General features: G+C 74.8%; 17 protein-coding genes. 8 read left to right on the forward strand and 9 right to left on the reverse strand.

What is annotated here, in order from left to right; genetic code table 11:
- Positions 1–100 precede the first annotated feature (100 nt).
- Positions 101–565: a transcription elongation factor GreA gene (gene greA, locus CLV92_RS06600; RefSeq protein ID WP_104432037.1), complete on the forward strand. Its 465-nt coding sequence runs from the start codon at positions 101–103 to the stop codon at positions 563–565.
- A 67-nt stretch (positions 566–632) separates the two neighbouring features.
- Here the strand turns inward: greA and ilvA are convergent, their stop codons facing one another.
- Together ilvA and CLV92_RS06610 are read right to left on the reverse strand one after the other, a co-directional pair.
- The gene (ilvA, locus tag CLV92_RS06605) at positions 633–1,880 is read right to left on the reverse strand and encodes a threonine ammonia-lyase (protein WP_104432263.1); all 1,248 of its coding nucleotides are present in this window, start codon (positions 1,878–1,880) and stop codon (positions 633–635) included.
- Between the two features lie 98 nt (positions 1,881–1,978).
- Positions 1,979–3,244, reverse strand: a complete 1,266-nt coding sequence (locus tag CLV92_RS06610; RefSeq protein WP_104432038.1) for an AI-2E family transporter — start codon at positions 3,242–3,244, stop codon at positions 1,979–1,981.
- Between the two features lie 162 nt (positions 3,245–3,406).
- Here CLV92_RS06610 and CLV92_RS06615 point away from each other — a divergent pair, with 162 nt between their 5' ends.
- The 3 genes from CLV92_RS06615 (at position 3,407) to CLV92_RS22820 (ending at position 6,574) form a co-directional block, all read left to right on the forward strand.
- Positions 3,407–4,855: a sigma 54-interacting transcriptional regulator gene (locus tag CLV92_RS06615; protein ID WP_104432039.1), complete on the forward strand. Its 1,449-nt coding sequence runs from the start codon at positions 3,407–3,409 to the stop codon at positions 4,853–4,855.
- Between the two features lie 217 nt (positions 4,856–5,072).
- A complete protein-coding gene (locus tag CLV92_RS06620; protein ID WP_211290934.1) occupies positions 5,073–5,822 on the forward strand; it encodes a hypothetical protein in 750 nt (249 codons plus the stop codon).
- On the forward strand, positions 5,822–6,574 hold the full coding sequence (locus tag CLV92_RS22820) for a class F sortase (RefSeq protein ID WP_104432041.1): 753 nt from the start codon (positions 5,822–5,824) through the stop codon (positions 6,572–6,574). The genes CLV92_RS06620 and CLV92_RS22820 overlap by 1 nt, the downstream gene beginning before the upstream one ends.
- A gap of 29 nt (positions 6,575–6,603) precedes the next feature.
- Here the strand turns inward: CLV92_RS22820 and CLV92_RS21335 are convergent, their stop codons facing one another.
- Positions 6,604–6,933: a hypothetical protein gene (locus CLV92_RS21335; protein ID WP_104432042.1), complete on the reverse strand. Its 330-nt coding sequence runs from the start codon at positions 6,931–6,933 to the stop codon at positions 6,604–6,606.
- Between the two features lie 169 nt (positions 6,934–7,102).
- Between CLV92_RS21335 and CLV92_RS06635 the strand changes: the two genes are divergently transcribed.
- Positions 7,103–9,664, forward strand: coding sequence for a sensor domain-containing phosphodiesterase (locus CLV92_RS06635; RefSeq protein ID WP_158257153.1), 2,562 nt, complete (start codon positions 7,103–7,105; stop codon positions 9,662–9,664).
- Positions 9,665–9,688: 24 nt separating this feature from the next.
- On the opposite strand, the gene CLV92_RS06640 is transcribed toward CLV92_RS06635, so the two are convergent.
- Positions 9,689–11,038, reverse strand: coding sequence for an aspartate aminotransferase family protein (locus tag CLV92_RS06640; protein ID WP_104432044.1), 1,350 nt, complete (start codon positions 11,036–11,038; stop codon positions 9,689–9,691).
- A gap of 27 nt (positions 11,039–11,065) precedes the next feature.
- The gene (locus CLV92_RS06645; RefSeq protein WP_245886510.1) at positions 11,066–12,604 is read right to left on the reverse strand and encodes a CoA-acylating methylmalonate-semialdehyde dehydrogenase; all 1,539 of its coding nucleotides are present in this window, start codon (positions 12,602–12,604) and stop codon (positions 11,066–11,068) included.
- A gap of 153 nt (positions 12,605–12,757) precedes the next feature.
- On the opposite strand from CLV92_RS06645, the gene CLV92_RS06650 reads away from it, so the two are divergent.
- Both CLV92_RS06650 and CLV92_RS06655 read left to right on the forward strand, forming a co-directional pair.
- Entirely contained in the window at positions 12,758–14,422 is a 1,665-nt protein-coding gene (locus CLV92_RS06650; protein ID WP_104432045.1) for a PucR family transcriptional regulator, read from the forward strand.
- Between the two features lie 161 nt (positions 14,423–14,583).
- Complete coding sequence (locus tag CLV92_RS06655; RefSeq protein WP_104432046.1) at positions 14,584–16,587, forward strand: vWA domain-containing protein; 2,004 nt, start codon at positions 14,584–14,586, stop codon at positions 16,585–16,587.
- A 33-nt stretch (positions 16,588–16,620) separates the two neighbouring features.
- On the opposite strand, the gene CLV92_RS06660 is transcribed toward CLV92_RS06655, so the two are convergent.
- A complete protein-coding gene (locus CLV92_RS06660) occupies positions 16,621–17,838 on the reverse strand; it encodes a cystathionine gamma-synthase (protein ID WP_245886511.1) in 1,218 nt (405 codons plus the stop codon).
- Positions 17,839–17,944: 106 nt separating this feature from the next.
- Between CLV92_RS06660 and msrA the strand changes: the two genes are divergently transcribed.
- Positions 17,945–18,586, forward strand: coding sequence for a peptide-methionine (S)-S-oxide reductase MsrA (gene msrA, locus CLV92_RS06665; protein ID WP_104432048.1), 642 nt, complete (start codon positions 17,945–17,947; stop codon positions 18,584–18,586).
- A gap of 34 nt (positions 18,587–18,620) precedes the next feature.
- Here the strand turns inward: msrA and CLV92_RS06670 are convergent, their stop codons facing one another.
- The 3 genes from CLV92_RS06670 to CLV92_RS06680 all read right to left on the reverse strand — a co-directional run bounded on the left by CLV92_RS06670 (position 18,621) and on the right by CLV92_RS06680 (position 25,022).
- Positions 18,621–20,951: a sensor domain-containing phosphodiesterase gene (locus CLV92_RS06670; RefSeq protein WP_158257154.1), complete on the reverse strand. Its 2,331-nt coding sequence runs from the start codon at positions 20,949–20,951 to the stop codon at positions 18,621–18,623.
- 151 nt (positions 20,952–21,102) lie between these two features.
- Positions 21,103–22,560: an alanine/glycine:cation symporter family protein gene (locus CLV92_RS06675; RefSeq protein WP_104432265.1), complete on the reverse strand. Its 1,458-nt coding sequence runs from the start codon at positions 22,558–22,560 to the stop codon at positions 21,103–21,105.
- Between the two features lie 218 nt (positions 22,561–22,778).
- Complete coding sequence (locus tag CLV92_RS06680; protein WP_146099438.1) at positions 22,779–25,022, reverse strand: transglycosylase domain-containing protein; 2,244 nt, start codon at positions 25,020–25,022, stop codon at positions 22,779–22,781.
- Positions 25,023–25,076: the final 54 nt, after the last annotated feature.

Below are 25,076 nucleotides of genomic sequence, written 5' to 3' on the forward strand. Positions count from 1 at the left end.
GTCGAGGCCGAGCAGGCTCACTACGCTCACCACCAGACCCCGACACCGGTCGGAGCCTCAGAGTAGGAAGTCTCCGGACTCGCCGGGGCGGTTCACCTGGTTGACCCAGGACGCCTACGACCGGCTGAAGGAGGAGCTGGAGCACCTCTCCGGCCCCGCCCGCACGGAGCTCGCGAAGCGCATCGAGTCCGCCCGCGAGGAGGGCGACCTGAAGGAGAACGCCGGCTACCACGCGGCGAAGGAGGAGCAGGGCAAGCAGGAGCTGCGCATCCGCCAGCTCCGGCACCTGCTGGAGAACGCCCGCGTGGGCGAGGCGCAGGTCGACGCCTCCGGCGCCATCGTGCCCGGCATGGTCGTGACCGTGGACCTGGCCGGGGACGACGTGACGTTCCTGCTGGGCAGCCGCGAGGGGGCCGGCGACTCCGACCTCGACGTCTACAGCGAGCGCTCCCCCCTGGGTGCGGCGATCGTCGGGCAGAAGCCCGGCGCCGAGGTGTCCTACACCGCACCCAACGGCCGGAAGATCCCCGTGAAGATCAAGGCCGCGAAGCCCTACACGGGCTGAGCACCGCGCGCGACGACGGCGCCGGACCCCGACGGGGACCGGCGCCGTCGTGCTGCCCGGCTCGCCGCTAGTGCCGGGCGGCCGGCTCCGGCTCGGCCATCGCGGTGATGCCGAAGCCCGCCGCCCGCAGCCGCTCGACGATGTGGTCGCGGTGCTCCGGCCCGCGCGTCTCCACCTCCAGGCGCACCTGCACCTGCCCGATCTCCAGGCCCGGGTCGGTGCGGGCGTGCCCGACGTCGACGACGTTGGCGTCCGCGGCGGCCACGTCCTGCAGCAGCCGCACCAGCCCGCCCGGCTTGTCGGGGATCGTGACCTGCAGGGTGACGTAGCGCCCGGCGGCGGCGAGGCCGTGCTGGAGGACGCGGTGCAGCAGGAGGGGGTCGATGTTGCCGCCGGAGAGGACCGCGACGGCCGGCGTCTCCACCTCCACCACCCCGTCGAGCAGCGCCGCCACGGCCGCCGCGCCCGCGGGCTCCACGACCAGCTTGGAGCGCTCCAGCAGCAGCACCAGGGCGCGGGAGAGCCCCTCCTCGGAGACGGTGACGACGTCGTCCACCAGGTCGCGGATCACGGCGAACGGCACGTCCCCCGGCCGGCCCACCGCGATGCCGTCGGCCATCGTGCTCATGCGGGGCAGCGCCACGGGGCGGCCCGCGCGCAGGGACTCCGGGTAGGCGGCGGCCTGCTCGGCCTGCACCCCGACCACCCGGATCGGCCGTCCCTCGGCGTTGCGCCTGCCCTCCAGCGCCGCCGCGACACCCGCGACGAGGCCCCCGCCGCCGGTGCAGACCAGCACCGTGCGCACGTCGGGGCACTGCTCCAGGACCTCCAGGCCCACGCTGCCCTGCCCGGCGACGATGTCGGGGTGGTCGAAGGGGTGGATGAGCACCGCCCCCGTCTCCTCGCCGAAGCGCCGCGCCTCGACGAGGGCGTCGTCGATGTTGCGGCCGTGGAAGCGCACCTCGGCGCCGTAGCCGCGGGTGGCCTGGACCTTCGGGATGGGCGCGCCCTCGGGCATGAAGACGGTGGCCCGGATGCCCAGCAGGCGGGCGGCCAGCGCCACGCCCTGGGCGTGGTTGCCCGCGCTGGCGGCGACCACGCCGAGGGCGCGCTCGGCCTCCGACAGCCGCGCGATGCGCACGTACGCGCCGCGGATCTTGAAGGAGCCGGCCCGCTGGAGGTTCTCGCACTTCAGGTGCACCGGGCCGCCGACGCGCTCGGACAGCGCCCGGCTGTGCAGCAGCTGGGTGCGGCGGACGACCGAGTCCACCAGCTCCCGCGCCGCGAGGACGTCCTCGCGGCGGACCCTCGGCACCTCGGGCGCAGCCCCCGCCGTCCCGCCCGGCTGTTCCGCCCCCCGCCCGGTCGAGACCTCGTCGTCCGCCGCTCCGCGGTCCTGCACCGCCTCGTCCACTACCGCTTCCCTTCCTCCGCCGCGGCGCCGTCGCCGCGGTCGCTGCCGTGCTGCGCGCCGCCGTCCCGCCCGCTCCCGTCCTCGCCGCTGACGGGCGTCGGCGCCGGCTTGTCCGGCGCGAGGGGCGCGTCGCTGCGCTCGATCTCGCGGACCTCCTCCGGCGCGTCGCCGTCGCTGGCGATGGTGCTCACGAGCGTGTTCGCCATCGCCACCAGCGGCACCGCGAACAGCGCCCCGACGACGCCCACCAGGGTGGCGCCGGCCGCGACCGCCAGGATGACGGCCAGCGGGTGCACGGCGACAGCGTGCCCCATCAGGAACGGCTGCAGGACGTGCCCCTCGATCTGCTGGACGAGGATCACGACGCCGAGCATGAGCAGGGCCGTCACCGGCCCGTGGGCCACGAACGCGACCAGCACCGCCACCGTCCCGGCCAGCAGGGCGCCGACGATGGGGACGAAGGCGCCGAGGAAGACCACCACTCCCAGCGGGAGCGCGAGCGGCACCTGGAGGATCGCGGCGCCGATCGCCACGCCGATGCCGTCCACCAGGGCCACGACGATCGTGGCGCGCATGTAGTGGATGAGCGTGAGCCAGGAGGCCCGGGCACCGGCGTCCACGGGCTCCTGTGCGGCCTGCGGCAGCAGGTGCAGGCACCACGACCAGATGCGCCGGCCGTCGAGGAGGAAGAAGAACGCGGTGAAGAGCGCGATGAAGAAGCCCGCCACGACGTGCCCGGCGGTGACGGCGAAGCCGAGGGCGCCGCTGACGATGGTGCTGCGGTTGGCGACGAGGGCGTCCTGGGCCTGCGCGACGTAGCCGGAGACCGCCTGGTTGGACAGCTCCAGGGGGCCGTCCGCGAGCCAGCGCTCCACCTCCGCCACGCCCTCGACGGCCTGGTCGCTGAGCTGGGCGAAGCCGTCGGCCACCTGCTGCCCGACGAGGGTGATGAGCGCCGCCACCGCGGCGATGGCACCCAGCAGGACGACGGTCGCCGCCACCGGGCGCGGCACCCCGCGCCCGTGGGCGAAGGTGACCATCGGCCCCAGCAGGGCCGCGACCAGCGCGGCGATGAGGACGGGGATGAGGACCTCGGAGACCTTGCTCAGCCCGTAGGCGAGCAGGGCGATCCCCGCCACGACGACGATGAAGCGCCAGGACCACTCCGAGGCGATGCGCAGGGCGGGTGTGACGTCGGAGTCCCGGTGCACGGGCCGCCACACGACGCGGGTGCTGCCGGAGGCTCGGGGCGGGGGGAGGGCCATGCGGGGATCCTGTCGCAGCGCCCCTCCGCTCGCAGCGCAGCTCCCCCTCGCTCGCAGCGCGGCGCCGCCCCCTCGCTCGCAGCGCGGCGCCGCCCCCTCGCTCGCAGCGCGGCGCCGCCCCCTCGCTCGCAGCGCGGCGCCGCGCGACGTACCGTCACATCCGTGACTCCCGGTGCCGCCGCCACCCTCGCCCCGCCGTCGCCGCCGGCGGCGCTGCCCACCACCGTGGGAGCGCTGCGCGGCTCCGGCCACCAGCACGTCAGCGTCAAGGAGGAGCTGCGGCGCAACCTGCTCGCGCGGATGCGCGCGGGCGAGGCGCGCTTCCCCGGCGTCGTCGGCTTCGACGAGACCGTGCTGCCGGAGCTGGAGCGCGCCCTGCTGGCCGGTCACGACGTCGTCCTCCTCGGCGAGCGCGGCCAGGGCAAGACGCGCCTGCTGCGCTCCCTGGTCGCGCTGCTGGACGAGTGGACGCCCGTCATCGAGGGCAGCGAGCTCAACGAGCACCCCTACGCCCCCCTCACCACGGCCTCGCGCCGGCGGGCGGCGGAGCTGGGCGACGACCTGCCCGTGTCGTGGCTGCACCGCAGCCTGCGCTACGGGGAGAAGCTCGCCACGCCCGACACCTCCGTCGGCGACCTCATCGGCGACGTCGACCCGGTGAAGGTGGCGGAGGGACGCACCCTCGGCGACCCCGAGACCATCCACTTCGGGCTGGTGCCGCGCACCAACCGCGGGATCTTCGCGGTCAACGAGCTGCCGGACCTCGCCGAGCGCATCCAGGTGGCGCTGCTCAACGTGCTGGAGGAGCGCGACGTGCAGGTGCGCGGCTACCAGCTGCGGCTGCCGTTGGACCTGCTGCTGGTCGCCAGCGCCAACCCGGAGGACTACACCAACCGCGGCCGCATCATCACGCCGCTGAAGGACCGCTTCGGGGCGGAGGTACGCACCCACTACCCGCTCGAGGTGGAGCTGGAGGTGGAGCTGGTCCGCCAGGAGGCGCGCCTCGTCGCGGAGGTGCCCGAGCACCTCCTGGAGATCCTGGCCCGCTTCACCCGCGGCGTGCGGGAGTCGCCGGCGGTGGACCCCGCCTCGGGCGTGTCGGCGCGGTTCTCCATCGCGGCGGCGGAGACCGTGGCCGCCGCGGCGCTGCGCCGCTCCGCGCTCGCCGGCGAGGACGACGCCCCCGTGGCCCGCGTCGGGGACCTGGCGGCGGTGGTCACCGTGCTCGGGGGCAAGGTCGAGTTCGAGCAGGGCGAGGAGGGGCGGGAGATCGAGGTCCTGGCCCACCTGCTGCGCTCGGCGATCGCGGAGACGTTCCGGGCGCGGCTGGCCGGCGCGGACCTGTCCGGGTTCCTGGAGGCGGTGCGCGACGGGCGGACGGTGGAGACGGGCGACCTGGTGCCCGCCCGGCGGCTGCTGGAGCAGCTGGGCACGGTGACGGGGCTGGGCAAGGTGCTGGAGCGCCTCGGCGTGGACGACGCCCCCACGCCCGGGCAGGCCGCGGCCGGGGTGGAGTTCGTGCTGGAGGCGCTGCACCTGACGCGGCGGCTGGCGAAGGACGACCTCGACGGCGGCCGCAGCGTCTACGCGGCGCGCACCCCGCAGATCTAGGGTTCGCCGCTCAGTCGCAGCCCGCCCGCGGGGGCGTTCCGCCCACGGGCGGGAAACGTCACGGAACTGAAAAGCCGCAGGCCCGATCTCCGAATGCACGCCCGGCCCGCGTCCCTATCGTCGATTCCACCGGGTGCGCGTCCGGGGGGACGCGCGTCCACCACCGGTCGGCCGCTGGAGCAGCCGACCCGACGGGATGGAGACCACCGTGTCCTCGATGAAGCGCACGCTCGCCCTCGTGCCTGCCGCCGGACTGCTCGCGCTCGCCGCGGCCGGCCCTGCGACGGCCGCCACCGGCGACACCTACCAGGCGCAGTTGTCCTCGATGAACAAGTCCGGCGCCTCGGGCACCGCCCAGGTGACCGTGCTCGACGGCAACCGCCTGCGCGTGCAGATCAACTCCCGGGGGTTCCTCCCCGGCCAGCCGCACGCCGCGCACATCCACTTCGCCCCCGAGGCGAGCCATTCGTGCCCGACGGCAGCGGCCGACACCGACGGCAACGGGTTCATCTCCACCCCGGAGGGCATCCCGGCCTACGGGGAGATCAACCTGTCGCTGACCACCGAGGGCGACGTGTCGCCGGCGGCGGCCCTCGCCGTGGAGAACTTCCCCACCGCCGACGACGGGACGATCTCCTACGACCGGACCTTCGACATCCCGTCGACGCTGGACCCCGCGAACCTCGGCGACGCCGTCATCGTGCAGCACGGCATCGACGTCAACGGCAACGGCATGTACGACATGGAGGCACCGATCGGGGCCAGCCCGCTGAACCCGCAGCTGCCCGCCGAGGCGACCCACCCGGCCGCCTGCGGCGCGCTGAACATGATGCCCGCCGGTGGTGCCGCCACCGGTGCCGGCAGCACGGCCGGCTCCCTCGACACGGGCCTCCTGGCCGGTGGCGCGCTGGCGATGGCCGCCGGTGGCGTCCTGCTGCTGCGTCGCCGCACCGCCGGCGAGCAGTGATGCGGCGCGGCGCCCGGCGATCGGGCTCCGCGCCCGCCGGGCGCCGCGGACGCGGGCGGCTCCTCCTCGCCGCCCTGCTGATCGGCGCCGGTGGCGCGGCGACCACGGCGGCCCTGCTCGGGAGCGGCGGTCCGCCGCAGCCCACGGCTGCGGCGGCCGGCTCGGCCCCGGTGGCCGCCGCGGCCCGGCCGGAACCACCGTCGGTTCCGTCCCCCACGCCGCCCGCTCCGCCGGCACCGGTGCCGGCGGCCGCTCCGGTGGCGGGGGCCGCCCCGGCCGCGACCGCAGCGGCGTTCCCCGCGGCCCCGCCACCGCGACACCTGCGCATCCCCGCGATCGGGGTGAGCGCCGACCTCATCACCGTCGGGCTGACGGCCGACGGCGCTCTCGAGGTGCCCAGCGGGCCGGACTACGACAGCCCCGCCTGGTACCGCGACAGCGCCACCCCCGGCAGCATCGGCGCGGCGCTCATCGAGGGGCACGTCGACAGCCACGACGACGGGCCCTCGGTCTTCTACCACCTCGGCCGTCTCGTCCCCGGCGACCTCATCGAGGTCACCGGGGAGGACGGTGTCGTGCGCGCGTTCAGCGTCGAGGGCGTGCGGACGTACCCGAAGGCGGACTTCCCGGCCCTGGACGTCTACGGGATCACGGACCACCCCGCCCTCCGGCTCATCACCTGCGGGGGCGAGTTCGACCGCGACAGCGGCCACTACCGCGACAACGTCGTGGTGTTCGCCCGGGCCGTGTGAGTTCCGGTGCGCTCGGGCGCCCCGCAGATCTAGGGTTCGCCGCCCCAGTCCCGGAACGTCATGTTCGGGCAGACGAGGTCGCAGGCGCTGACGCCGGCGGCCTCCGCCTGGGCGGCCGCGGCCTCGGCGCGCTCGGCGCACAGCGGGCACACCTCGGCGCCGTCGGGGAGGGCGAGGTGGATCTGCTGCTCGCGGCAGTCGACGCCGCAGAGGGCGTACATCGGCCCGTCCGTGGCGGCGGCGAGCAGGGCGTCGCAGCAGCCGATGTGCAGGACGTCGTCGGCCGCCGGGGAGGGGGCGGGCTCCGCCGGGGCGGGAGCTGGGGCGCCGGCTCCGGTGGCGGCGGCGATGAAGCGCACGGGAGCAGCGTACGGGCGGGGGCCCGCGCCCGTACGGGTCCGCCGGTCCGGGCCCGGGACCTGGCCACGCGATCATCGGAGGGTCACAATGGATCCGTTCGGTGATCCCGGCGCCCGCCCGGTCGGGACGGAGGGAGAACGCGACCGCAACGTGCGGGGGGAGAACGCGATGGGGCGGACGGCGGACGGGCTCGAGCGGGCGCGCCTGGAGGCGCTGCACCGCTACGCCATCCTGGACACCCCTCCCGAACCGGTCTTCGACGACCTCGCGGCGATCGCCGCGAGCATCACGGGCTGCCCGACCGCGCTCATCGGCTTCGTCGACGCCGACCGGCAGTGGTTCAAGTCGGTCCTGGGCTTCCCCTTCACGCAGTCCCACCGCTCGATCTCCTTCTGCGACCACACGATCCGCCAGCCCGACGTCCTCGTCGTGGAGGACGCCACCGCCGACGACCGCTTCGCCGCCAACCCCCTGGTCACCGCTGAACCGCGGGTCCGCTTCTACGCCGGCGCACCGCTCGTGACGCCCGACGGGCAGCGCCTCGGCACGATCTGCGGCATCGACTACGCCCCGAAGGTCCTCGACGCGGACAGCCGGAAGGCGCTGGCCCGGCTGGCGCAGCAGGTCGTGCGGGAACTGGAGATGCGCCGGCAACTGGCGGACCTCACCGCCACCGTCACGACGCACCGGCGTGCCGACGCGCCCGAGATGCTGCAGGCCATCCTCGACGGCTCCCCGGCGATCGTGTCCGTGAAGGACCCCGAGGGCCGCTTCCTCCTCATCAACCGCGCCTGGCAGGAGCGCTTCGGTTTCTCCCGCGAGGAGGCCCTCGACCACGACGACGAGGACCTCTTCGGGCCGGAGGCGGCCCGCAAGCACCGCGGGGACGACCTGGAGGTGCTGGGCAGCGACCGGATCCAGCACGTGCAGGAGCACCTGCCCCCGGGGCGGACCGACCGGACGTACCAGACCTCCCGTTTCGCGCTGCGGAACCGGTTCGGGGAGCCCTACGCGGTCTGCGCGATGGCCCACGACGTCACCGACCGCGTGCACGCCGAGGAGGCCGCCCGGCGCAACAGCGACCGGGCCGAGCAGGTGATGGCCGGTGCCCTCGACGGCGTGGTCACCTTCAGCGCCGACGGGGCCGTCACCGGGCTGAACCCCGCCGCCGAGCAGGTCTTCGCCACGACCGCGGAGGAGGCCAGGGGCCGCGAGGTCGCCGGGCAGCTGCTGGCACCGATCTTCCGGGAGGACTTCCGCCACGCGCTCGCGGCCCACCTGCAGGGGGCCGCCGCGGACCTGGTGGGCAAGCGGGTGGAACTGCTCGGCCGGCGTGGCGACGGGGAGCCGTTCCCCGTCGAGATGACGGTCGTCGACGTGCGCGACGACCCCGGGCGCTTCGTCGCCTTCGTCCGCGACGTGAGCGAGCGCCGGCACGCCGAGGAGCGGCTGCGCCACCTCGCCGAGCACGACCCGCACACCGGGCTGGCCAACCGGGCGACGTTCCTGCACCTGCTCGCCACGCAGGCGGACGCCGGATCCGTCGGGCACGAGCGCGGCAGCCTCCTGCTGCTGGACCTCGACTCCTTCAAGCACATCAACGACACCTTCGGCCACCGGGCCGGCGACGACTGCCTGCGCCACGTCGCCGAGGTGCTGTGCGACCGGGTGCGCGACGGCGACGTGCTCGCGCGGCTCGGCGGGGACGAGTTCGCGCTGCTCCTGCCCGGTGCCGGCACGGCCACCGCGCGCGCGGTGGCCGAGTCGCTGCTGCAACTGCTGCGGGCACGGCCCCTCGTCGTCGACGGGCGGCCCATCCGGGTCACCGCGAGCGTGGGCGTGGCACCCGTCACCGCGGGGGTGGAACCGGAGGAGCTGCTGCACGCCGCCGACGCGGCGATGTACGAGGCGAAGCAGCTGGGCCGCGACCGCGTCGCCGTCTTCAGCGACGTGGCCGTGGCCGCCCGCACCTCCGCCCTGCACGTCAGTTCCGCGCAGCACCTGCGCGACGCGTTGGCGGAGGAGCGCTTCACCCTGTACGCGCAGCCCATCCACGACATCACGACCGGCCGGGTCGCCTTCCAGGAATTGCTGATCCGCATGGAGGACGACGACGGGGCCCTGGTGCCGCCCGCGGCGTTCCTGCCCGCAGCCGAGCGCTTCGACCTCATCCAGAAGATCGACTGCTGGGTGGTCTCCCAGGCGGCCCGGTTGCTGCGCCGGCGGACGACCGACGGCTCCGTCCCGCAGCTGCACGTCAACCTCTCCGGCCGGTCGCTGTCGGACCTGGCGGTGCTGGAGTGCATCGAGCGGCAGCTGCAGGACGTCGACGCCTCCCGCATCGTCTTCGAGATCACGGAGACGTCCGCCGTGACGCACCTCGACATGGCCGTGGCGTTCACCCAGCGGCTGGCCGCGCTGGGGTGCGGGCTGTCCCTGGACGACTTCGGCGCCGGGTACGCGTCGTTCTACTACCTCAAGCACCTGCCCGTGCAGTCGGTGAAGATCGACGGGGAGTTCGTCCAGGGCATCCTCACGGACCGCCTCGACCGGGCGGTGGTCCGCGCCACCGTCTCCCTGGCCGCGGACATGGGCTACCGCACGATCGCGGAGTACGTGGAGAGCGCCGCGCTGCTGGAGGAGCTGCACGACTACGGCGTCGACTACGTGCAGGGCTACCACATCGGGCGGCCGGTGGCGGCGGTGGAGGGGCTGCACCTGGTGGTGTGAGCACCACCGGGTGCAGCCCCGGCCTCAGGCCGCGGTCGTGTGCTTGTCGGCGATGGACAGCGCCTCGTCGAGGGCGGCGAGCCCCTCCTCCACCTCCGCCGGGCTGATCGTGCACGGCGGCACCACGTGCAGGCGGTGGAAGTTGCTGAAGGACAGCACGCCGGCGTCGAGCAGGGCGGCGGTCAGCTCCTTCATCGCGGGGCTGGTGCCGCCGTAGGGGGCCAGCGGCTCCTTCGTGGCGCGGTCGGTGACGAGTTCCAGCGCCCAGAACACGCCGCGGCCGCGGACCTCGCCGATGACCGGATGCCGCTCCGCCAGCGCCCGCAGCCCGGGGCCGAGGACGTCCTCGCCGACGCGGGCGGCGTTCTCGACGATGCCCTCCTCCGCCATCGCGGTGATGGTGGCGACGGCCGTGGCGCACGCCAGGGGGTGCCCGGAGTAGGTCAGCCCGCCGGGGAAGGGGCGCTCCGCGAACGTCGCCGCGACGTGCGGGGAGATGGCGACACCGCCGAGGGGGACGTAGCCGGAGGTGACGCCCTTGGCGAAGGTCAGCAGGTCGGGGACGACGCCCTCGTGCTCGACGGCGAACCAGCGGCCGGTGCGGCCGAACCCGGCCATCGTCTCGTCGGCCACGAGGACGATGCCGTGGCGGTCGCAGATCTCCCGCACGCCCGCGAGGTAACCCGGCGGCGGCACCATGATGCCCGCGGTGCCCGGGATGGTCTCCAGCACGATCGCGGCGATGGTGCCAGGCCCCTCGAACGCGATGAGCTGCTCGAGGTGCTCCAGCGCCCGGTCGCGCTCCTCCTCCTCCGTGCTCGCGTGGAAGGCGGTGCGGTACAGGAAGGGACCGAAGAAGTGCACCGTGCCGGCGCTGCCGTAGTCGTTGGGCCAGCGGCGGGGATCGCCGGTCAGGTTGATCGCGGTCGACGTGCCGCCGTGGTAGGAGCGGTACTGCGACAGGACCTTGTAGCGGCCCGTGTGCAGCCGCGCCATCCGCACCGCGTACTCCACGGCCTCGGCCCCGCCGTTGGTGAAGAAGATCCTGTCCAGTTCGCCGGGGGTGCGCTCGGCGATGAGGCGGGCGGCCTCGCCGCGCTGGTCGTTGGCGTGCTGCGGCGCCACGGTGCACAGCACGTCGGCCTGCGCCTTGATGGCGGCGACGACCTTGGGGTGCTGGTGGCCGATGTTGGTGTTGACGAGCTGCGACGACAGGTCCAGCAGCCGACGGCCGTGGCCGTCCCAGACGTAGCAGCCCTCCGCGCGGGTGATGACGAGCGGGTCGAGGGCGGCCTGCGCCGACCAGGAGTGGAACACGTGGGCGCGGTCCAGCTCGTAGGTGCGGCGGGCGGCCGGGTCGGTGGGAACGGGCACGTCTCCTCCTTCAGCAGTCGGTGGGTCTCAGGCGTTCTGCGGGAAGCCGAGGTTGAGGCCGCCGTGCGAGGGGTCCAGCCAGCGCCCGGTGACGACCTTGCCCCGGGTGAAGAACTGCACGCCCTCGGTGCCGTGGGCGTGGTTGTCGCCGAACAGGGACGCCTTCCAGCCGCCGAAGGAGTAGTACGCCACGGGGACGGGGATGGGCACGTTGATGCCGACCATGCCGACCTCCACCTCGTTCTGGAAGCGCCGGGCGGCGCCGCCGTCGTTGGTGAAGATGGCGGTGCCGTTGCCGTAGGGGTTGGCGTTGATGAGGTCCAGGCCCTCCTGGTACGAGCCGACCCGCACGAGCGACAGCACGGGGCCGAAGATCTCGTCGGTGTAGATCGACATGTCCGGGCGGACCTTGTCGAACAGGGTCGGCCCGAGCCAGAACCCCGCCGCCTCGCCGTCCGGCTGGACGGTGCGGCCGTCGACGACGAGTTCGGCGCCGGCGGCCTCCCCGGCGTCGACGTAGGAGCGCACCTTGTCGCGGTGGGCGCCGGTCACGAGCGGCCCCATGTCGCAGCCGCGGCGGCCGTCGCCGGTGCGCAGGGTCGCGACGCGCTCCTTGATCTTGGCGATGAGCTCGTCCGCGACGGGTTCGACGGCGACGAGGGCGCTGATGGCCATGCACCGCTCCCCCGCCGAGCCGAACCCGGCGTTGACGGCAGCGTCGGCGGCGAGGTCGAGGTCGGCGTCGGGCAGCACCAGCATGTGGTTCTTCGCCCCGCCGAGGGCCTGCACGCGCTTGCCGGCGGCGGTGCCGCGCTCGTAGACGTACTTCGCGATGGGGGTGGAGCCCACGAACGAGATGGACTTCACGTCCGGGTGGTCGAGGAGGCCGTCGACGGCGACCTTGTCCCCGTGGACGACGTTGAAGACGCCGTCGGGCAGGCCCGCGCGCTTCCACAGCTCGGCGACGAACATCGTGGCCGAGGGGTCCTTCTCGCTCGGCTTGACGACGACGGTGTTCCCGCAGGCGATGGCGACGGGGAAGAACCACATCGGGACCATCGCGGGGAAGTTGAACGGGCTGATGATGCCGACGACGCCGAGGGGCTGGCGGATGGAGTAGACGTCGACCTTCGTGGAGGAGTTCTCCGAGAACCCGCCCTTGAGCAGGTGCGGGATGCCGCAGGCGAACTCCACGACCTCCTGGCCGCGCATGACCTCCCCGGCGGCGTCGGAGAGGACCTTGCCGTGCTCGGCGGTGATGATCGCCGCGAGTTCGTCGCGGGAGGCGTTGAGCAGCTCCCGGAAGGCGAAGAGGATCTGGGTGCGCCTGGCGAGGGAGGTCTCGCGCCAGGTGGCGAAGGCCCGCTTGGCGGCTGCCACGGCCTCGTCGACGTCGGAGGGCTCGGCGAACGCGACGCGCTTGGTGACCTCGCCCGTCGCGGGGTCGTAGACGTCACCGAAGCGGCGCCCGGAGCCCTCGGCCGGTGCGCCGGCGATCCAGTGGTGCACCACGGGCGCCTCCGCGGTGCCGGTGGTCACGTCGGGCTTCTCGGCGGTGCTGGTCACGGTGCCTCCTCGTCGCTGCGGCGGGTTCGCGACGCGCGAGGGCGGCGGACCCCGGTCCTGTCCCGAGCGTGGCGGGCGGTCACGGACACCGGTACCTGCACAGTGTCAGCAACGAACCCATGAGCTTTACACCCTGTCACCTACACTCCCCGGGTGCCGACGACGCTCGCCGACGTCCTCCGCCTCGACGTGCTGCGAGTGGGCGAACCGGAGGTCCTCTGCGGCGGCGCCGCCCTCGGCGTAGCGGTGCGCTGGGTCCACGTGGGCGAGGTCGCCGACCTCACCGGCCTGCTCCAGGGCGGCGAGCTGATCCTCACCACCGGCCTCGCCCTGGCGCCGGGAGGCCCCGCCGCGGCCGACCTCGACGGCTACCTCACCCGCCTGCACGCCGCCGGCGCCTGCGGGCTCGTCGTCGAGCTGGGCGCCAGCCTGCCCGCCGTGCCCGACGCCCTGGTGCGCACCGGGCGGCGGCTCGGCATGCCCGTCGTGGCGCTGCACCGCCGCGTCCGCTTCGTGGCCGTCACGGAGGCCGTGCACGCCCGCATCCTCGACGAGCAGACCGCCCTGCTGCGGCTGTCCCAGCAGGCCCACGACGCGTTCTCCCCGCTCAGCACCGAGGGCTCCACCCCCGAGGAGATCGTGACGCGCGCCGCCGGCCTCGCCGGTGCACCCGTCGTCCTGGAGGACCTCGCCCACCACGTCGTGGCCTTCTCCGCCCTCGACGAACCCGCCTCCGAGCTGCTGCGGGACTGGGAGCACCGCTCCCGGGCCGCCGCCGACCACGGCGGCACCGGGCGCTGGGGGCCGGAGCGGTGGCTGACCACCCCCGTCGGGCCGCGGCGGCAGCGCTGGGGCCGGCTCGTGCTGCCCGGCCCGGCGGCCCTGGACGTGCCCGCCGCGGCGATGGTGCTGGAGCGGGCGGCGGAGGCCCTGACCGTGAACCGCCTCGTGGAGCGGGACCTCGTGGTGCTGCAGCACCGCGCCCAGGGCGACCTGCTCGCCGACCTCGTGCGCGGGACCGCGGAGCAGGCGGAGCTGCTGGCGCGCGCCGGCGCCCTCGGCCTGCCGCCGGCACCGGCCTACCTCGCCGTGGCGCTGGCCGACGCGGCGGTGCGGGGTCCGCGGCGGCGCGGCGGGGCGCGCACCGCGGGCAGCGACGCCCTCGCCGTGCACCGCCGCGACGTGGTCCTCGCCGAGCAGGTGGCGCTCGCCCTGCGCGGCACCCGGACCCCGGCGCTGGTCTCCCCCGTCGACGCGGGCGTCGTCGCCGCCCTCGTGGCGCTGCCCGCGGCCCGCCCCGAGGCCGCGGAGCGACTCCTCGGCTCCCTCGTGGCGGCGCTGGAGCGGGACTCCGCGCCCGCCTCGCGGGTGCTGGGCGTGGGGCCGGTGGTGGGCGCGCTCGCCGACGCGGGCGGTGCGCTGTCCGAGGCCCGGCACGTGGCCGAGGTCGCCGCGGCCACCGCCCGCCCGGGGCAGCGCCCGTGGTTCCGCAGCACCGACCTGCGCCTGCGGGGCCTGCTGACGCTGCTGCGCGACGAGCCGCGGCTGCTGGCGTTCTCCGAGGCGGAGCTGGGGCCGCTGCTGGCCCGCGACGACGCCCGCGGCGCCGAGCTGCTGACGCTGCTGCGGGCGTTCCTGGACTGCGGCGGCAACAAGAGCGAGCTGGCCCGCCGCAGCCACCTGAGCCGCCCGGCGCTGTACGCGCGGCTGGCGGCCCTGGAGCGCCTCCTCGGGGTCGACCTGGACGACGGGGAGTCGCGCACCTCCCTGCACGTGGCGCTGCTGGTCCGCGACGTGCACGCGGGCCGACGGGGCTGAGCCACCCGCCCGACCCCGCCCAACCCGGCGCCCGATCCCGGAAAGGGTCCTTTCCGTGCGCCCAACCCGGCGCCCGGCCCCGGAAAGGGTCCTTTCCGGGGCCGGAGGGCGGGAGGGGCGGGGAGGAGGTGGAGCGGGCGGTGCGGGCGTAGCGTCGGGGCATGAGCACCCCCGGCCCCGCACGACGACGCGCCGGCCGCTACCGCTACTCGACGTGGCAGGGCGGCCCCGACCCGCTCGCCCCGCCCTACGACGTGCGGGCCGCCCTCGACCGCGTCGGGCGGGAGGTCCTCGACGGCGGCAGCCTGCGCGACGCCCTGCGCGAGCTGCTGCGCTCCGGCCCGGACGGCGGCCGGGGCCTGGACGAGCTGCGGGCCCGCGCCCAGCGGCTGCGGCGGCAGGCGCAGCGCCGCGGCGACCTCGACGGGGCCGTCACCCGCGCCCGCGCCCAGCTCGACCAGGCCCTCGCCGCGGAGCGCGCGGAGCTGGCCGCCCGCTCCGACGACGCCGCGCGCTTCGCCGAGGCCCGCCTCGACGCGCTGCCGCGCTCCACGTCCCAGGCGGTGCGGGAGCTCACCGAGTACGAGTGGGCGTCGGAGGAGGCCCGCACGACGTTCCAGCAGATCCTCGCCGGGCTGCGCCGCGACGTGATCGACCACCAGTTCCGCGGCCTGCGCGACGCCCTCGGGGCGGGCGGGGAGGGCGCGCAGGACCGCGTGAAGGACATGCTCGCCGACCTCAACCGGCTGCTGGAGCGGCACTCCCGCGGCGCCGACACCCCCGAGGAGTTCACGGAGTTCCTGCAGCGCCACGGGGACCTCTTCCCCGACGCGCCGAAGGACGTCGACGAGCTCATCGACTCCCTCGCCCGCCGCGCGGCCGCCGCCCAGCGCCTGCTGCAGTCGCTGTCGCCGAAGCAGCGGGAGGAGCTGGAGGCGCTGATGGCGGAGGCGTTCGGCGATCCGGACCTGCGCACGCAGATGGTCCAGCTCAACGACAACCTGCGCGCGCTGCGCCCGGACCTGGACTGGTCCAGGCGGCAGCGGCAGCAGGTGTCGCCGAACGCCGAGCCCCTCGGCTACGCCGACGCCGCAGGAGTGCTGGAGGAGCTCGCCGAGCTGGACGAGCTGGTGGACGCCCTGGGGCAGGAGCACGCCGGGGCCAGCCTGGACGACGTGGACGTGGAGTCGGTGGAGCGCCAGCTCGGGCGCGGGGCCGCGGACGACGTGCGGCGGCTGCGCGAGCTGGAGCGGGAGCTGCAGCGGCAGGGCTGGCTGACGCCGTCGGCGCAGGGGCTCACCCTGTCGCCGAAGGCGCTGCGGCGGCTGGGGCAGACGGCGCTGCAGCGGGTCTTCGCCCGCACGCTGACCGGTGGGCGCGGCGGCCACGAGGACCGGAGCGCGGGTGGCGGCGGGGAGCCGACGGGGTCGTCGCGGCCGTGGCGCTTCGGCGACGAGCAGCCGCTGGACGTGGTGCGCACCGTCTCCAACGCCCTGCGCCGCAGGGGGTTGGCAGAGTCGGGTGCGGTGCGGCTGTCCTGGGAGGACTTCGAGGTGGTGGAGACGGAGCGGCGCTCCTCCGCGGCCGTCGCCCTCTGCGTGGACCTGTCGTTCTCGATGGCGGCGGAGGGGCGCTGGGGGCCGATGAAGGAGACGGCCCTGGCGCTGTCGCACCTGGTGGGCACGAAGTTCCCGCAGGACGCGCTGCAGATCGTCGGGTTCGGGCTGCACGCGCTGCCGATGAACCTGCAGGAGCTGGCGGCGGTGGAACCGGACTACGTGCAGGGCACGAACCTGCAGCACGCCCTCGGTCTGGCACGGCGGCACCTGCGCCGGCACGCGGACTCCGAGCCGGTGGTGCTGGTCGTGACGGACGGCGAGCCGACGGCGCACCTGGAGGAGGACGGGGAGGCGGTCTTCGCGTGGCCGCCCACGGCGGCGACGGTCCGGGCGACGCTGGCGGAGGTGGACCAGCTCACCCGCTTCGGCGCGACGGTGAACCTGTTCATGCTCGGTGAGGACCCGGGACTGCGCCGCTTCGTCGACGCGGTGGCCCGGCGCAACGGCGGGCGGGTTCTGACGCCGAGCCCGGAGCGGCTGGGGCAGTACGTCGTCGACGACTACCTGCGCGCCCGCTCGGGCCGCCGGGGCCGCCGCGCCTCGTGACGCGGGCGGCCCCGGCGGTGCCCGGCGGCGGCCTCAGCCGAGGGCGCGCTCCAGGTCGGCGATGAGGTCGTCGGCGTCCTCAATGCCCACGGACAGCCGCACCAGGTCGTCCGGCACCTCCAGCGGGGAGCCTGCCGTGGACGCGTGCGTCATCCGCCCCGGGTGCTCGATGAGGGACTCGACCCCGCCGAGGGACTCCCCCAGCGTGAACAGCTCCGCACCCTTGCAGACCTGCAGGGCGTCCTCGGCGCTGCGCGTGCGGAAGCTGACCATGCCCCCGAAGCGGCGCATCTGCTTGGCGGCGACGGCGTGGTTGGGGTGGGACTCCAGACCGGGGTAGAGGATCGTCGTGACGCGCGGGTGCCGGGCGAGGAACTCCACGACCGCCTCGGCGTTGTCGCAGTGCCGCTCCATCCGGACCGCGAGGGTCTTCAGGCCGCGCTGCACGAGCCAGGAGTCGAACGGCCCCGGCACCGCGCCCATCGCGTTCTGGTGGAAGCCGATGCGCTCGGTGAGGGTGGAGCCACGCCCGTCCTCGCGGTCGCGGACGACGACCGCACCGCCGACGACGTCGGAGTGCCCGCCGGCGTACTTCGTCGTGGAGTGCACGACGACGTCCGCGCCCAGCACCAGCGGCGTCTGCAGGTAGGGCGTGGCGAAGGTGTTGTCCACCACGAGCAGCGCGCCGGCGTCGTGGGCGATCGCCGCCAGCGCGGCGACGTCGCCGATGGTCAGCAGCGGGTTGGTGGGCGTCTCCACCCACAGCAGGCGGGTGCGGCCGGGCTGGACCGCCGCGCGCACGGCGTCGAGGTCGGCGACGTTGGCGGGGGTGTGCTCGATCCCCCACGGCCCGGCGACCTTGTTGACGAGTCGGTAGGTGCCGCCGTAGGCGTCGTTGGGGACGACCAGGTGGTCGCCGGGGCGGCACAGCGCCCGCAGGATCGTGTCCTCCGCGGCGAGGCCGGAGGCGAAGGCGTAGCCGGCGTCGCCCTGCTCCAGGGAGGCGATCTGCTCCTCCAGCGCGCTGCGGGTGGGGTTGCCGGAGCGGGAGTACTCGTAGCCGGTGCCCAGCCCGGTGCGCAGGCCGCCGACGCCGTCCTGCTTGTAGGTGGAGACCTGGTAGATGGGGGTGACGACGGCGCCGGTGGCGGGGTCGGCCTCCTGCCCGGCGTGGATGGCGCGGGTGGAGAAGCCGGGCAGGCGGGCGGCGTCGGGGGTCTGCTCGTCGGGCGCGGGGGCGTCAGCGGTCACGGCCCCGAGCCTAACCGGGGAACGCGCAGGGCCCGCCGGTGGTTGCAGGGGGCAGACAGCGAGAGGAGCAGGACCCGTGATCTTCGGCAACCCCTTCAAGACCCGCATGGTGACTCCCGAGGAGGCCCTGCCGGGGCGGGCGAGCCGCCCGTACTCCGTGCCCCGCGACCACGCGGTGCTCGGCACGCCGCTGGAGGGCCCGTGGCCGGAGGGCACCGAGGTCCTCCACGTCGCGATGGGCTGCTTCTGGGGTGCTGAGCGCATCTTCTGGCAGCAGCCGGGCGTGGTCACCACCGCCGTCGGCTACATGGGCGGCTTCACCCCCCACCCGACGTACGAGGAGTCCTGCACCGGTCGCACGGGCCACGCCGAGGCCGTCCTCGTCGCCTACGACCCGGCGCGGACCAGCCCGGAGCGGCTGCTGAAGGTGTTCTGGGAGAACCACGACCCCACCCAGGGGTTCCGGCAGGGCAACGACCGCGGCACCGAGTACCGCTCGGCGGTCTACTGGACGAACGACGCCCAGCGCGCCGCCGTGGAGGCCACCCGCGACACCTTCCAGCGCACCCTGACGGAGCACGGCCACGGGAAGATCACCGCGGAGCTGCGCCCGGCCTCGGAGGCGGGGCCGTTCTACTACGCCGAGGACTACCACCAGCAGTACCTGGCGAAGGTGCCCAACGGCTACTGCAACCACGGCCCCAACGGCATGACGTGCCAGATCGGCCTGGCCACCGCCGACGGCTGAGCCGGCCGGTCCGCGCCGACCCGTGCCCGGCCCCTCAGCGGGGGGACCAGGCCTCCGCCGTGGTGAGGATCGCCTCGACCTGGGCGGCGGGCACGGGACGGCCGAACAGCCAGCCCTGCGACGTCTCGCAGCCCAGGTCCTGCAGGACGGTGTGCTGGCGCTCCTCCTCCACCCCCTCCGCGACGACGGAGAGGTTCAGGGCGTGCGCCATGGACACGATCGCCGCGACGAGCCGGGTGTCGCTGGGGTCCTCCCCCAGTCCGCTGACGAAGGAGCGGTCGACCTTCACGACGTCGACGGGCAGGGCCTTGAGGATGGCCAGGCTGGAGTAGCCGGTGCCGAAGTCGTCGATGGCGATGCGGACGCCGGCCCGCCGCAGCTTGGCCAGCGTGGCCCGCGCACCGGCGGGGTCCGCCATGACCGCCGTCTCCGTGATCTCCAGCCCGAGGGCGGCCCCGGGCAGCCCGGCCCCCGCCAGCGCCACCGCGACCGTCTCCACGAACCCCGGGTCGGCGAGCTGGTGGGGGGACACGTTGACCCACATCGTCAGGCCCCGGGCGACGGGGTGGCTCGCCCGCCACGCCGCGAGCTGCGTGCAGGCGTCGGTGAGGACGCGGCGGCCGAGCTCGACGATGAGCCCGCTCTCCTCGGCCAGGGGGATGAAGTCCGCCGGGGAGACGTGGCCGACGCCGGGTCGGACCCAGCGCAGCAGGGCCTCGAAGCCCACCAGCTCGCCGGTGGCCGTGTCGATCTCCGGCTGGTAGGCGAGGTGGAACTCGTCGGTGCCGACGGCGTCGCGCAGCGCGAGGTCCAGCTCCAGGTGCGCCGCGGCGTGCGTGCGCAGGGCGGCGTCGCAGACCTGGACCCGTGCGCGCCCCGCCCGCTTGGCGTGGTGCACGGCCATGTCGGCGTCGCGCAGCAGGACGTTGAGGTCGCTGGTGGCGCTGAGCGCGGTGGTGGTCAGCCCCACGCTGGCGGAGAAGTTGAGGGCGTGGCCGCGGATCTCCACCGGCCGTGCGAAGCAGCCCACCACCCGCTCGGCCACCGCCTGCGCCGTGTCCGGCGACACGTCGGGCAGGACGACGGCGAACGCGTTGCCCGCGAAGCGGCTGATGACGTCGCCGGAGCGCAGCACCGCGCGCAGCGCCTGGGCCGAGGACGCCAGGTACGCGTCGCCGGCGGCGTGGCCGAGGGAGTCGTTGACCAGCTTGAAGCGGTCGACGTCGCAGAGGAGGACGGCGTGCACGGACCCCGGCGCCGGGCGGCGGGCGAGGACGTCCTCGGAGGCGACGAGGAAGGCGGCGCGGTTGAGCAGCCCGGTCACCGTGTCCTGGGTGGCGAGGCGGGTCAGCAGCCGGGCGGACCGGTTCCGCTCGATGGCCACGCGGGTCAGGTCGCGGAAGCCCGCGATGGTGGTGTCGTCGGCCGCGACCGCCCGGCCGGGCTCGCGGCCGTAGAGTGCGAACGTGCCGAGCGCCTCGCCGTCGTCGCCGAGGACGGGCAGGGACGTGCAGGAGGCCAGCCCGTGGCGGGCGGCCAGGTCCCGGAAGCCGACCCACTTGGGATCGGTCGCGATGTCGGTCACGACGACCGTCTCGCGCCGGTGCACCGCCGTCCCGCAGGAGCCGACGCAGTCCCCCGCGCGGACCCCGTCGATGGCCTCGCGGTACTCCGCGGGAAGGCTGGGGGCCGCCCCGTCGCGCAGCGTCACGCCGTCCTCGTCGAGCAGGAGCACCGAGCACAGCACCTCGGGTCCCAGCAGCCGCTCGACGTGACGGGCCAGCCGGTCGAGGACGTCGGGCAGGGGGTGGCCTGCGGCGACCGCCTCGAGGACGTCGCGCTGCGCCTCCTGCTCGGTGCGGCGCCGGCGCTCCGCGAGGAGCAGCCCGCCCTGCCGGGCGAGGTCCTCCACCGCGGCCAGGACGCGCTCGCCGCAGACCGAGCCGGGGGCGTCGCCCAGGACGCAGACGCTGCCGAGCACCTCGCCCGAGGGGTCCAGCAGGGGCGCTCCGACGTAGGAGCGGACGTGGCCCATCCCGATGTCCGGGGCATCGGCGAAGCCGGGGTCCACGTCGTAGTCGGGGATGCAGACCCCCTGGCCCGCGAGGACGACGCGGGCGCAGGCGGTGAACTCCGCCGGGACCTCCAGCACCGCGGGCATCGCCGGGTCGGTGCTCGCCACGACGATCAGCCGCTGCGGCGTGACCAGGGTGACGCAGCCGATCCCGCCGCCGACCGCGGCCGCGAGGCGGGCCAGGCCCCGGAAGTCCTCCGCCAGCTCCGGCAGGGAACGTTCGAGGTCCTCGATCAGGCTCGCCCGCCCGGGGGCGGAGACGGCGCGGCGCATGTCGGTCGCCTCCTGCACCGCGACCACCGCCCTCCCGCATCCGCCGCCCTCGCAGGGCGGTCCTCCCTGGTGCATCGGCGCGTCCGGCCCCCGCTCGATCGGTCGATCGGGTGAACCGGGGTGCGCGGCCCGTGCCGACGGGCCCCACGGGCCCGTCGGCACGACCGGCTCAGACGCGGTGGCCGACCTTCGGTTCGGCGCCCTCTCCGGTCCAGACACCCCCGGGCAGGTCAGCGGGCAGGTCGGGGTTGCCGACGGCGCGGAAGACGGGGTCCTCGCCCCTGCGGGCCTGACGCTCGAAGTCGCGCAGCGCGCCGAGGGCCCACTTGCCCAGGAGGACGATCGCCACCAGGTTGACCAGGGCCATCAGGCCCATCGCCACGTCGGCGAGCGCCCACACGACCGTCAGCTCCAGGACCGCACCGGCGCCGACGAGGGCGACGACGAGGGTGCGGAACACCAGCAGGCTCACCGGCCGAGCCCGCAGGTAGGACATGTTCACCTCGGCGTAGGAGTAGTTGCCGAGGACGGAGGAGAACGCGAAGACGAACACCAGCAGCGTCATGACGGGGGTCAGGCCGGTGCCGAGCTCGTGCGCCACGGCCGCCTGCGTGAGCGTCGCACCCTCCACGTCGGAGCCGGGGGTGTACACCTCCGGTCCGGCGCTGAGGATGATGAAGGCCGTCGCGGAGCAGACGACGATGGTGTCGACGAAGACGCCGAGGGACTGCACCAGGCCCTGCTTGACGGGGTGGCTGGTGGTGGCGGTGGCGGCGGCGTTGGGGGCGCTGCCCATGCCGGCCTCGTTGGAGAACAGCCCGCGCTTGGCGCCGTTGAGCAGCGCCGCGGCGATCCCGCCGGTGATGCCCGCGGCGGCCTCCCCGAAACCGAAGGCGGCGGTGACGATCTGGACGAGCACGTCGCCCATCGCGGTGATGTTCGTCGCGACGACCACGAGGGCCAGCAGGAGGTAGACCAGCGCCATCAGCGGGGCCACCACCTCGGCGACGCGGGCGATGCGGCGGACGCCGCCGAAGACGACGGGCGCGGTGAGGGCGATGAGCAGCAGGGCCGTCCAGCCCTCGCCGACGCCGTGGCCCTCGGCGAGGACACCGCTGATGGTGTTGGCCTGGACCATGTTGAAGGCGAAGCCGAAGGTGAAGATGAGCAGGACGGCGAAGAGGACGCCCCCGCCGCGGGAGTTCAGGCCGCGCTCGATGTAGTAGGCGGGCCCGCCCCGGAAGGTGCCGTCGGCCGCGGGCACCTTGAAGACCTGCGCCAGCGTGGACTCGACGAGGGCGGTCGCCATGCCGACGAGGGCCACGACCCACATCCAGAAGATGGCGCCGGGCCCGCCGAGGGTCAGGGCGATCGCGACGCCGGCGATGTTGCCGGTGCCGACGCGGGAGGCCAGGCCGACGGCGAACGCCTGGAAGGAGGAGATCCCGCCCTCCGCGCCGGTGCGGGAGGAGGCGACCTGGCGCAGCATCCGGCCGAAGAGTCGCACCTGCACGAAGCGGGTGCGGATGCCGAAGTAGAGGCCGACGCCGAGCAGGACGTAGACGAGGACGTACGTCCAGAGGACGTCGGACACCGGGTCGATCAGGTTCTGTTGGATGAGGTCCATCCGTGCCTCCGCATCTGAGGGGGTGCCGCGCCCGTTCCCGTGGTCCTCGCCGGCCGGGCGGGTCGCTGCGCGGACGTCGACGTCCTCGTGGACGTCCGCGGGCCCCGCTGCCGAGGAGGAGATCATCGTCGCCCGGGCGAGCGAATTGTCCAGGCTGGACGGACCGTACCAGGCGATTCGCCCAGGAGTGCACCCTCGAACCGGGCAGATCGACCGGTCTACGGGGACGGCGGCGGCGGCAGCTGCACCGACTCCGGTGGCAGCGCGGGCTCCGCCGGGTCGGGCAGCTGCACCGACTCCGGTGGCAGCGCGGGCTCCGCCGGGTCGGGCAGCTGCACCGACTCCGGCGGCAGCGCGGGCTCCGGCAGCAGCGCCGGCTCGGGCGGGGGCGGCGCCGGGAACGGCTGGACGGGCAGCCCCAGCGCCGCGGAGGCGCCGCCGACGGCGTCGCGCCAGATGGGGGCCGGCAGCGTCCCGCCGTAGACCCGCTCCCGCACGACGCCGTTGATCGCCTCGCCGTTGAGGCTCCGGCTGCCCGCGGCGTGCCCCACCCACACCGCCGCGGAGAGCTGGGAGGTGTAGCCGACGAACCAGACGTCGGTGCTCGCGTTGGTGGTGCCCGTCTTGCCCGCGACGGGCCGGTCCAGCGCGGCGGCCCGGCCGGTGCCGGTCGCCACCACGTCCGTCAGCGCCGAGGTGACGGCCCGCGCGACGGCCGGGTCGAGCGCCTGCGTGCAGCCGGCGTCGGGGACGGGCAGCGGCCGCCCGTCGCGGTCGCGCACCGCACTCACGGCCACGGGCCGGCAGTGCGTCCCGTCGGCGGCGAAGGCTGCGTAGGCCCCGGCCATGCTCAGCGGGGACACCTCGTTGACGCCGAGGGTCAGGGCGGGGAAGACGTGCAGGTCGGTGTTCGCGGGCTGCCCCTCCACCTTCACGGTCGGGGCGGCCAGCGTCACCCCGAGGTCCTGCGCCGTTCCCGCGATGGCGCACAGGTCGAGCTGCTTCTCCATCTGCACGTACGCGGTGTTCACCGACAGCCGCGTCGCCTCCCGGACCGTCATGGCACCGGACTCGCCGCTCTCGGCGTTGCCGTAGGTGTAGCGCCCGCCGCGCATCGGCCTGCCGCAGGCGGTGAAGTCGGCGAACGCGTCGTCGCCGCGCTCCGTCGCGTGGATCACGTCCTCCAGCGACCGCCCCGAGCGCAGCCACTCCACGAGCGTGAAGACCTTGAACGCGGAGCCCGTCTGGAAGCCGCTGCCGCCGCCGTGGGCCTTGTCGACGTTGTAGTTGAGCACCGTCACGCCGGGCTGCGAGTCGTCCGGGGAGAACGTCGTGTTCTGCGCCATCGCGAGGATGCGCCCGGTGCCCGGCTCCACGACGGAGGCCGCCGCGCGGACCGGCTGCCCCGGCGCGACACCGCGGTGCACGGCGTCGGCGGTGGCCTGCTGCACGCGCGGGTCGAGCGTGGTGGTGACCTCGAGGCCGCCGGCGCGCAGGGTCCTGCGCCGCTCCTCCTCCGTGGCGCCGAAGGCGGGGTCTCGCAACAGGATGCGCGTCACGTAGTCGCAGAAGTAGGCGGCGGAACCGGCCCCGATGCACCCGCGCCGGCTGCGCTGGACGTCGAGCGCCACGGGGGCGGCCGTCGCGGCGTCGCGGGCCGCCTCGTCGATGAACCCGACCTCCGCCATCCGCCGCAGGACGACGTCCCGGCGTTCCCGCGCCGCCGCCGGATCGTCCAGGGGGTCGTACTGGGAGGGGCTCTGCACCATGCCGGCCAGCAGGGCGGCCTCCGGCAGCACCAGGTCGCGCGCGCTCTTGCCGAAGTAGAACTGCGACGCCGCCTCGACGCCGTAGACGTTGTTCGCGAAGAACACGATGTTGAGGTAGCCCGCGAGGATCTCGTCCTTGCTCATCCGCTTCTCGACGCCGACGGCCATCTTCATCTCGCGCAGCTTGCGGGCGTAGCCCTCCGCTCCCTCGCTGGCGACGGCCTCCTCGGCCGAGGCCCGGTCGCCGCGTGCGACGGCGTCCTGGACGAGGACGTTCTTCACGTACTGCTGGGTCAGGGTGGAGGCGCCCTGGGTCCCGCTGCCGGCGGCGTTGTTCACGAGGGCGCGGCCGATGCCGCGCACGTCGACGGGGCCGTGGTCGTAGAAGCGGGCGTCCTCGATGGCGAGGATCGCCTCCCGCATCACCGGGGCGATGTCCTCCAGCGGGACCACGATGCGGTCCTGGTCGTAGATGCGCGCCATGAGCGTGCCGTCGGCGTAGAGGATGCTCGTGGGCTCCGGGACGCGCTCGTCGCTCAGGGCGGCCGGCAGCGCCTCGAAGACGTCGACGCCCTCCCTGGTCAGCAGCCCGGCGGCGGCGACGGGCGGCACCAGCAGGCCCGCGACGAGGACCCCGGCGACGACGCTGATCCCGGCGAACGCCACCAGCAGCCGCAGGCCGGCGAGACGCACGGAACGCTCCTGCCGGCGCGGCACCGGATGCCCGGCCGGCAGGGCCGGTTCCGG

Origin of the sequence: Kineococcus xinjiangensis (assembly GCF_002934625.1) — a bacterium.
In the GTDB taxonomy this organism is placed as follows: Bacteria; Actinomycetota; Actinomycetes; order Actinomycetales; family Kineococcaceae; genus Kineococcus_A; species Kineococcus_A xinjiangensis.

What these genes read in the sequence shown, in the direction of transcription:
- CLV92_RS06655 (WP_104432046.1), top strand. Translation starts at nt 14,584, where the DNA reads ATGAGCACCCCCGGCCCCGCACGACGACGCGCCGGCCGCTACCGCTAC.
- CLV92_RS06620 (WP_211290934.1), top strand. Translation starts at nt 5,073, where the DNA reads ATGAAGCGCACGCTCGCCCTCGTGCCTGCCGCCGGACTGCTCGCGCTC.
- CLV92_RS06610 (WP_104432038.1), bottom strand. Translation starts at nt 3,244, where the DNA reads ATGGCCCTCCCCCCGCCCCGAGCCTCCGGCAGCACCCGCGTCGTGTGG.
- CLV92_RS06635 (WP_158257153.1), top strand. Translation starts at nt 7,103, where the DNA reads ATGGGGCGGACGGCGGACGGGCTCGAGCGGGCGCGCCTGGAGGCGCTG.
- msrA (WP_104432048.1), top strand. Translation starts at nt 17,945, where the DNA reads ATGGTGACTCCCGAGGAGGCCCTGCCGGGGCGGGCGAGCCGCCCGTAC.
- CLV92_RS22820 (WP_104432041.1), top strand. Translation starts at nt 5,822, where the DNA reads ATGCGGCGCGGCGCCCGGCGATCGGGCTCCGCGCCCGCCGGGCGCCGC.
- CLV92_RS06675 (WP_104432265.1), bottom strand. Translation starts at nt 22,560, where the DNA reads ATGGACCTCATCCAACAGAACCTGATCGACCCGGTGTCCGACGTCCTC.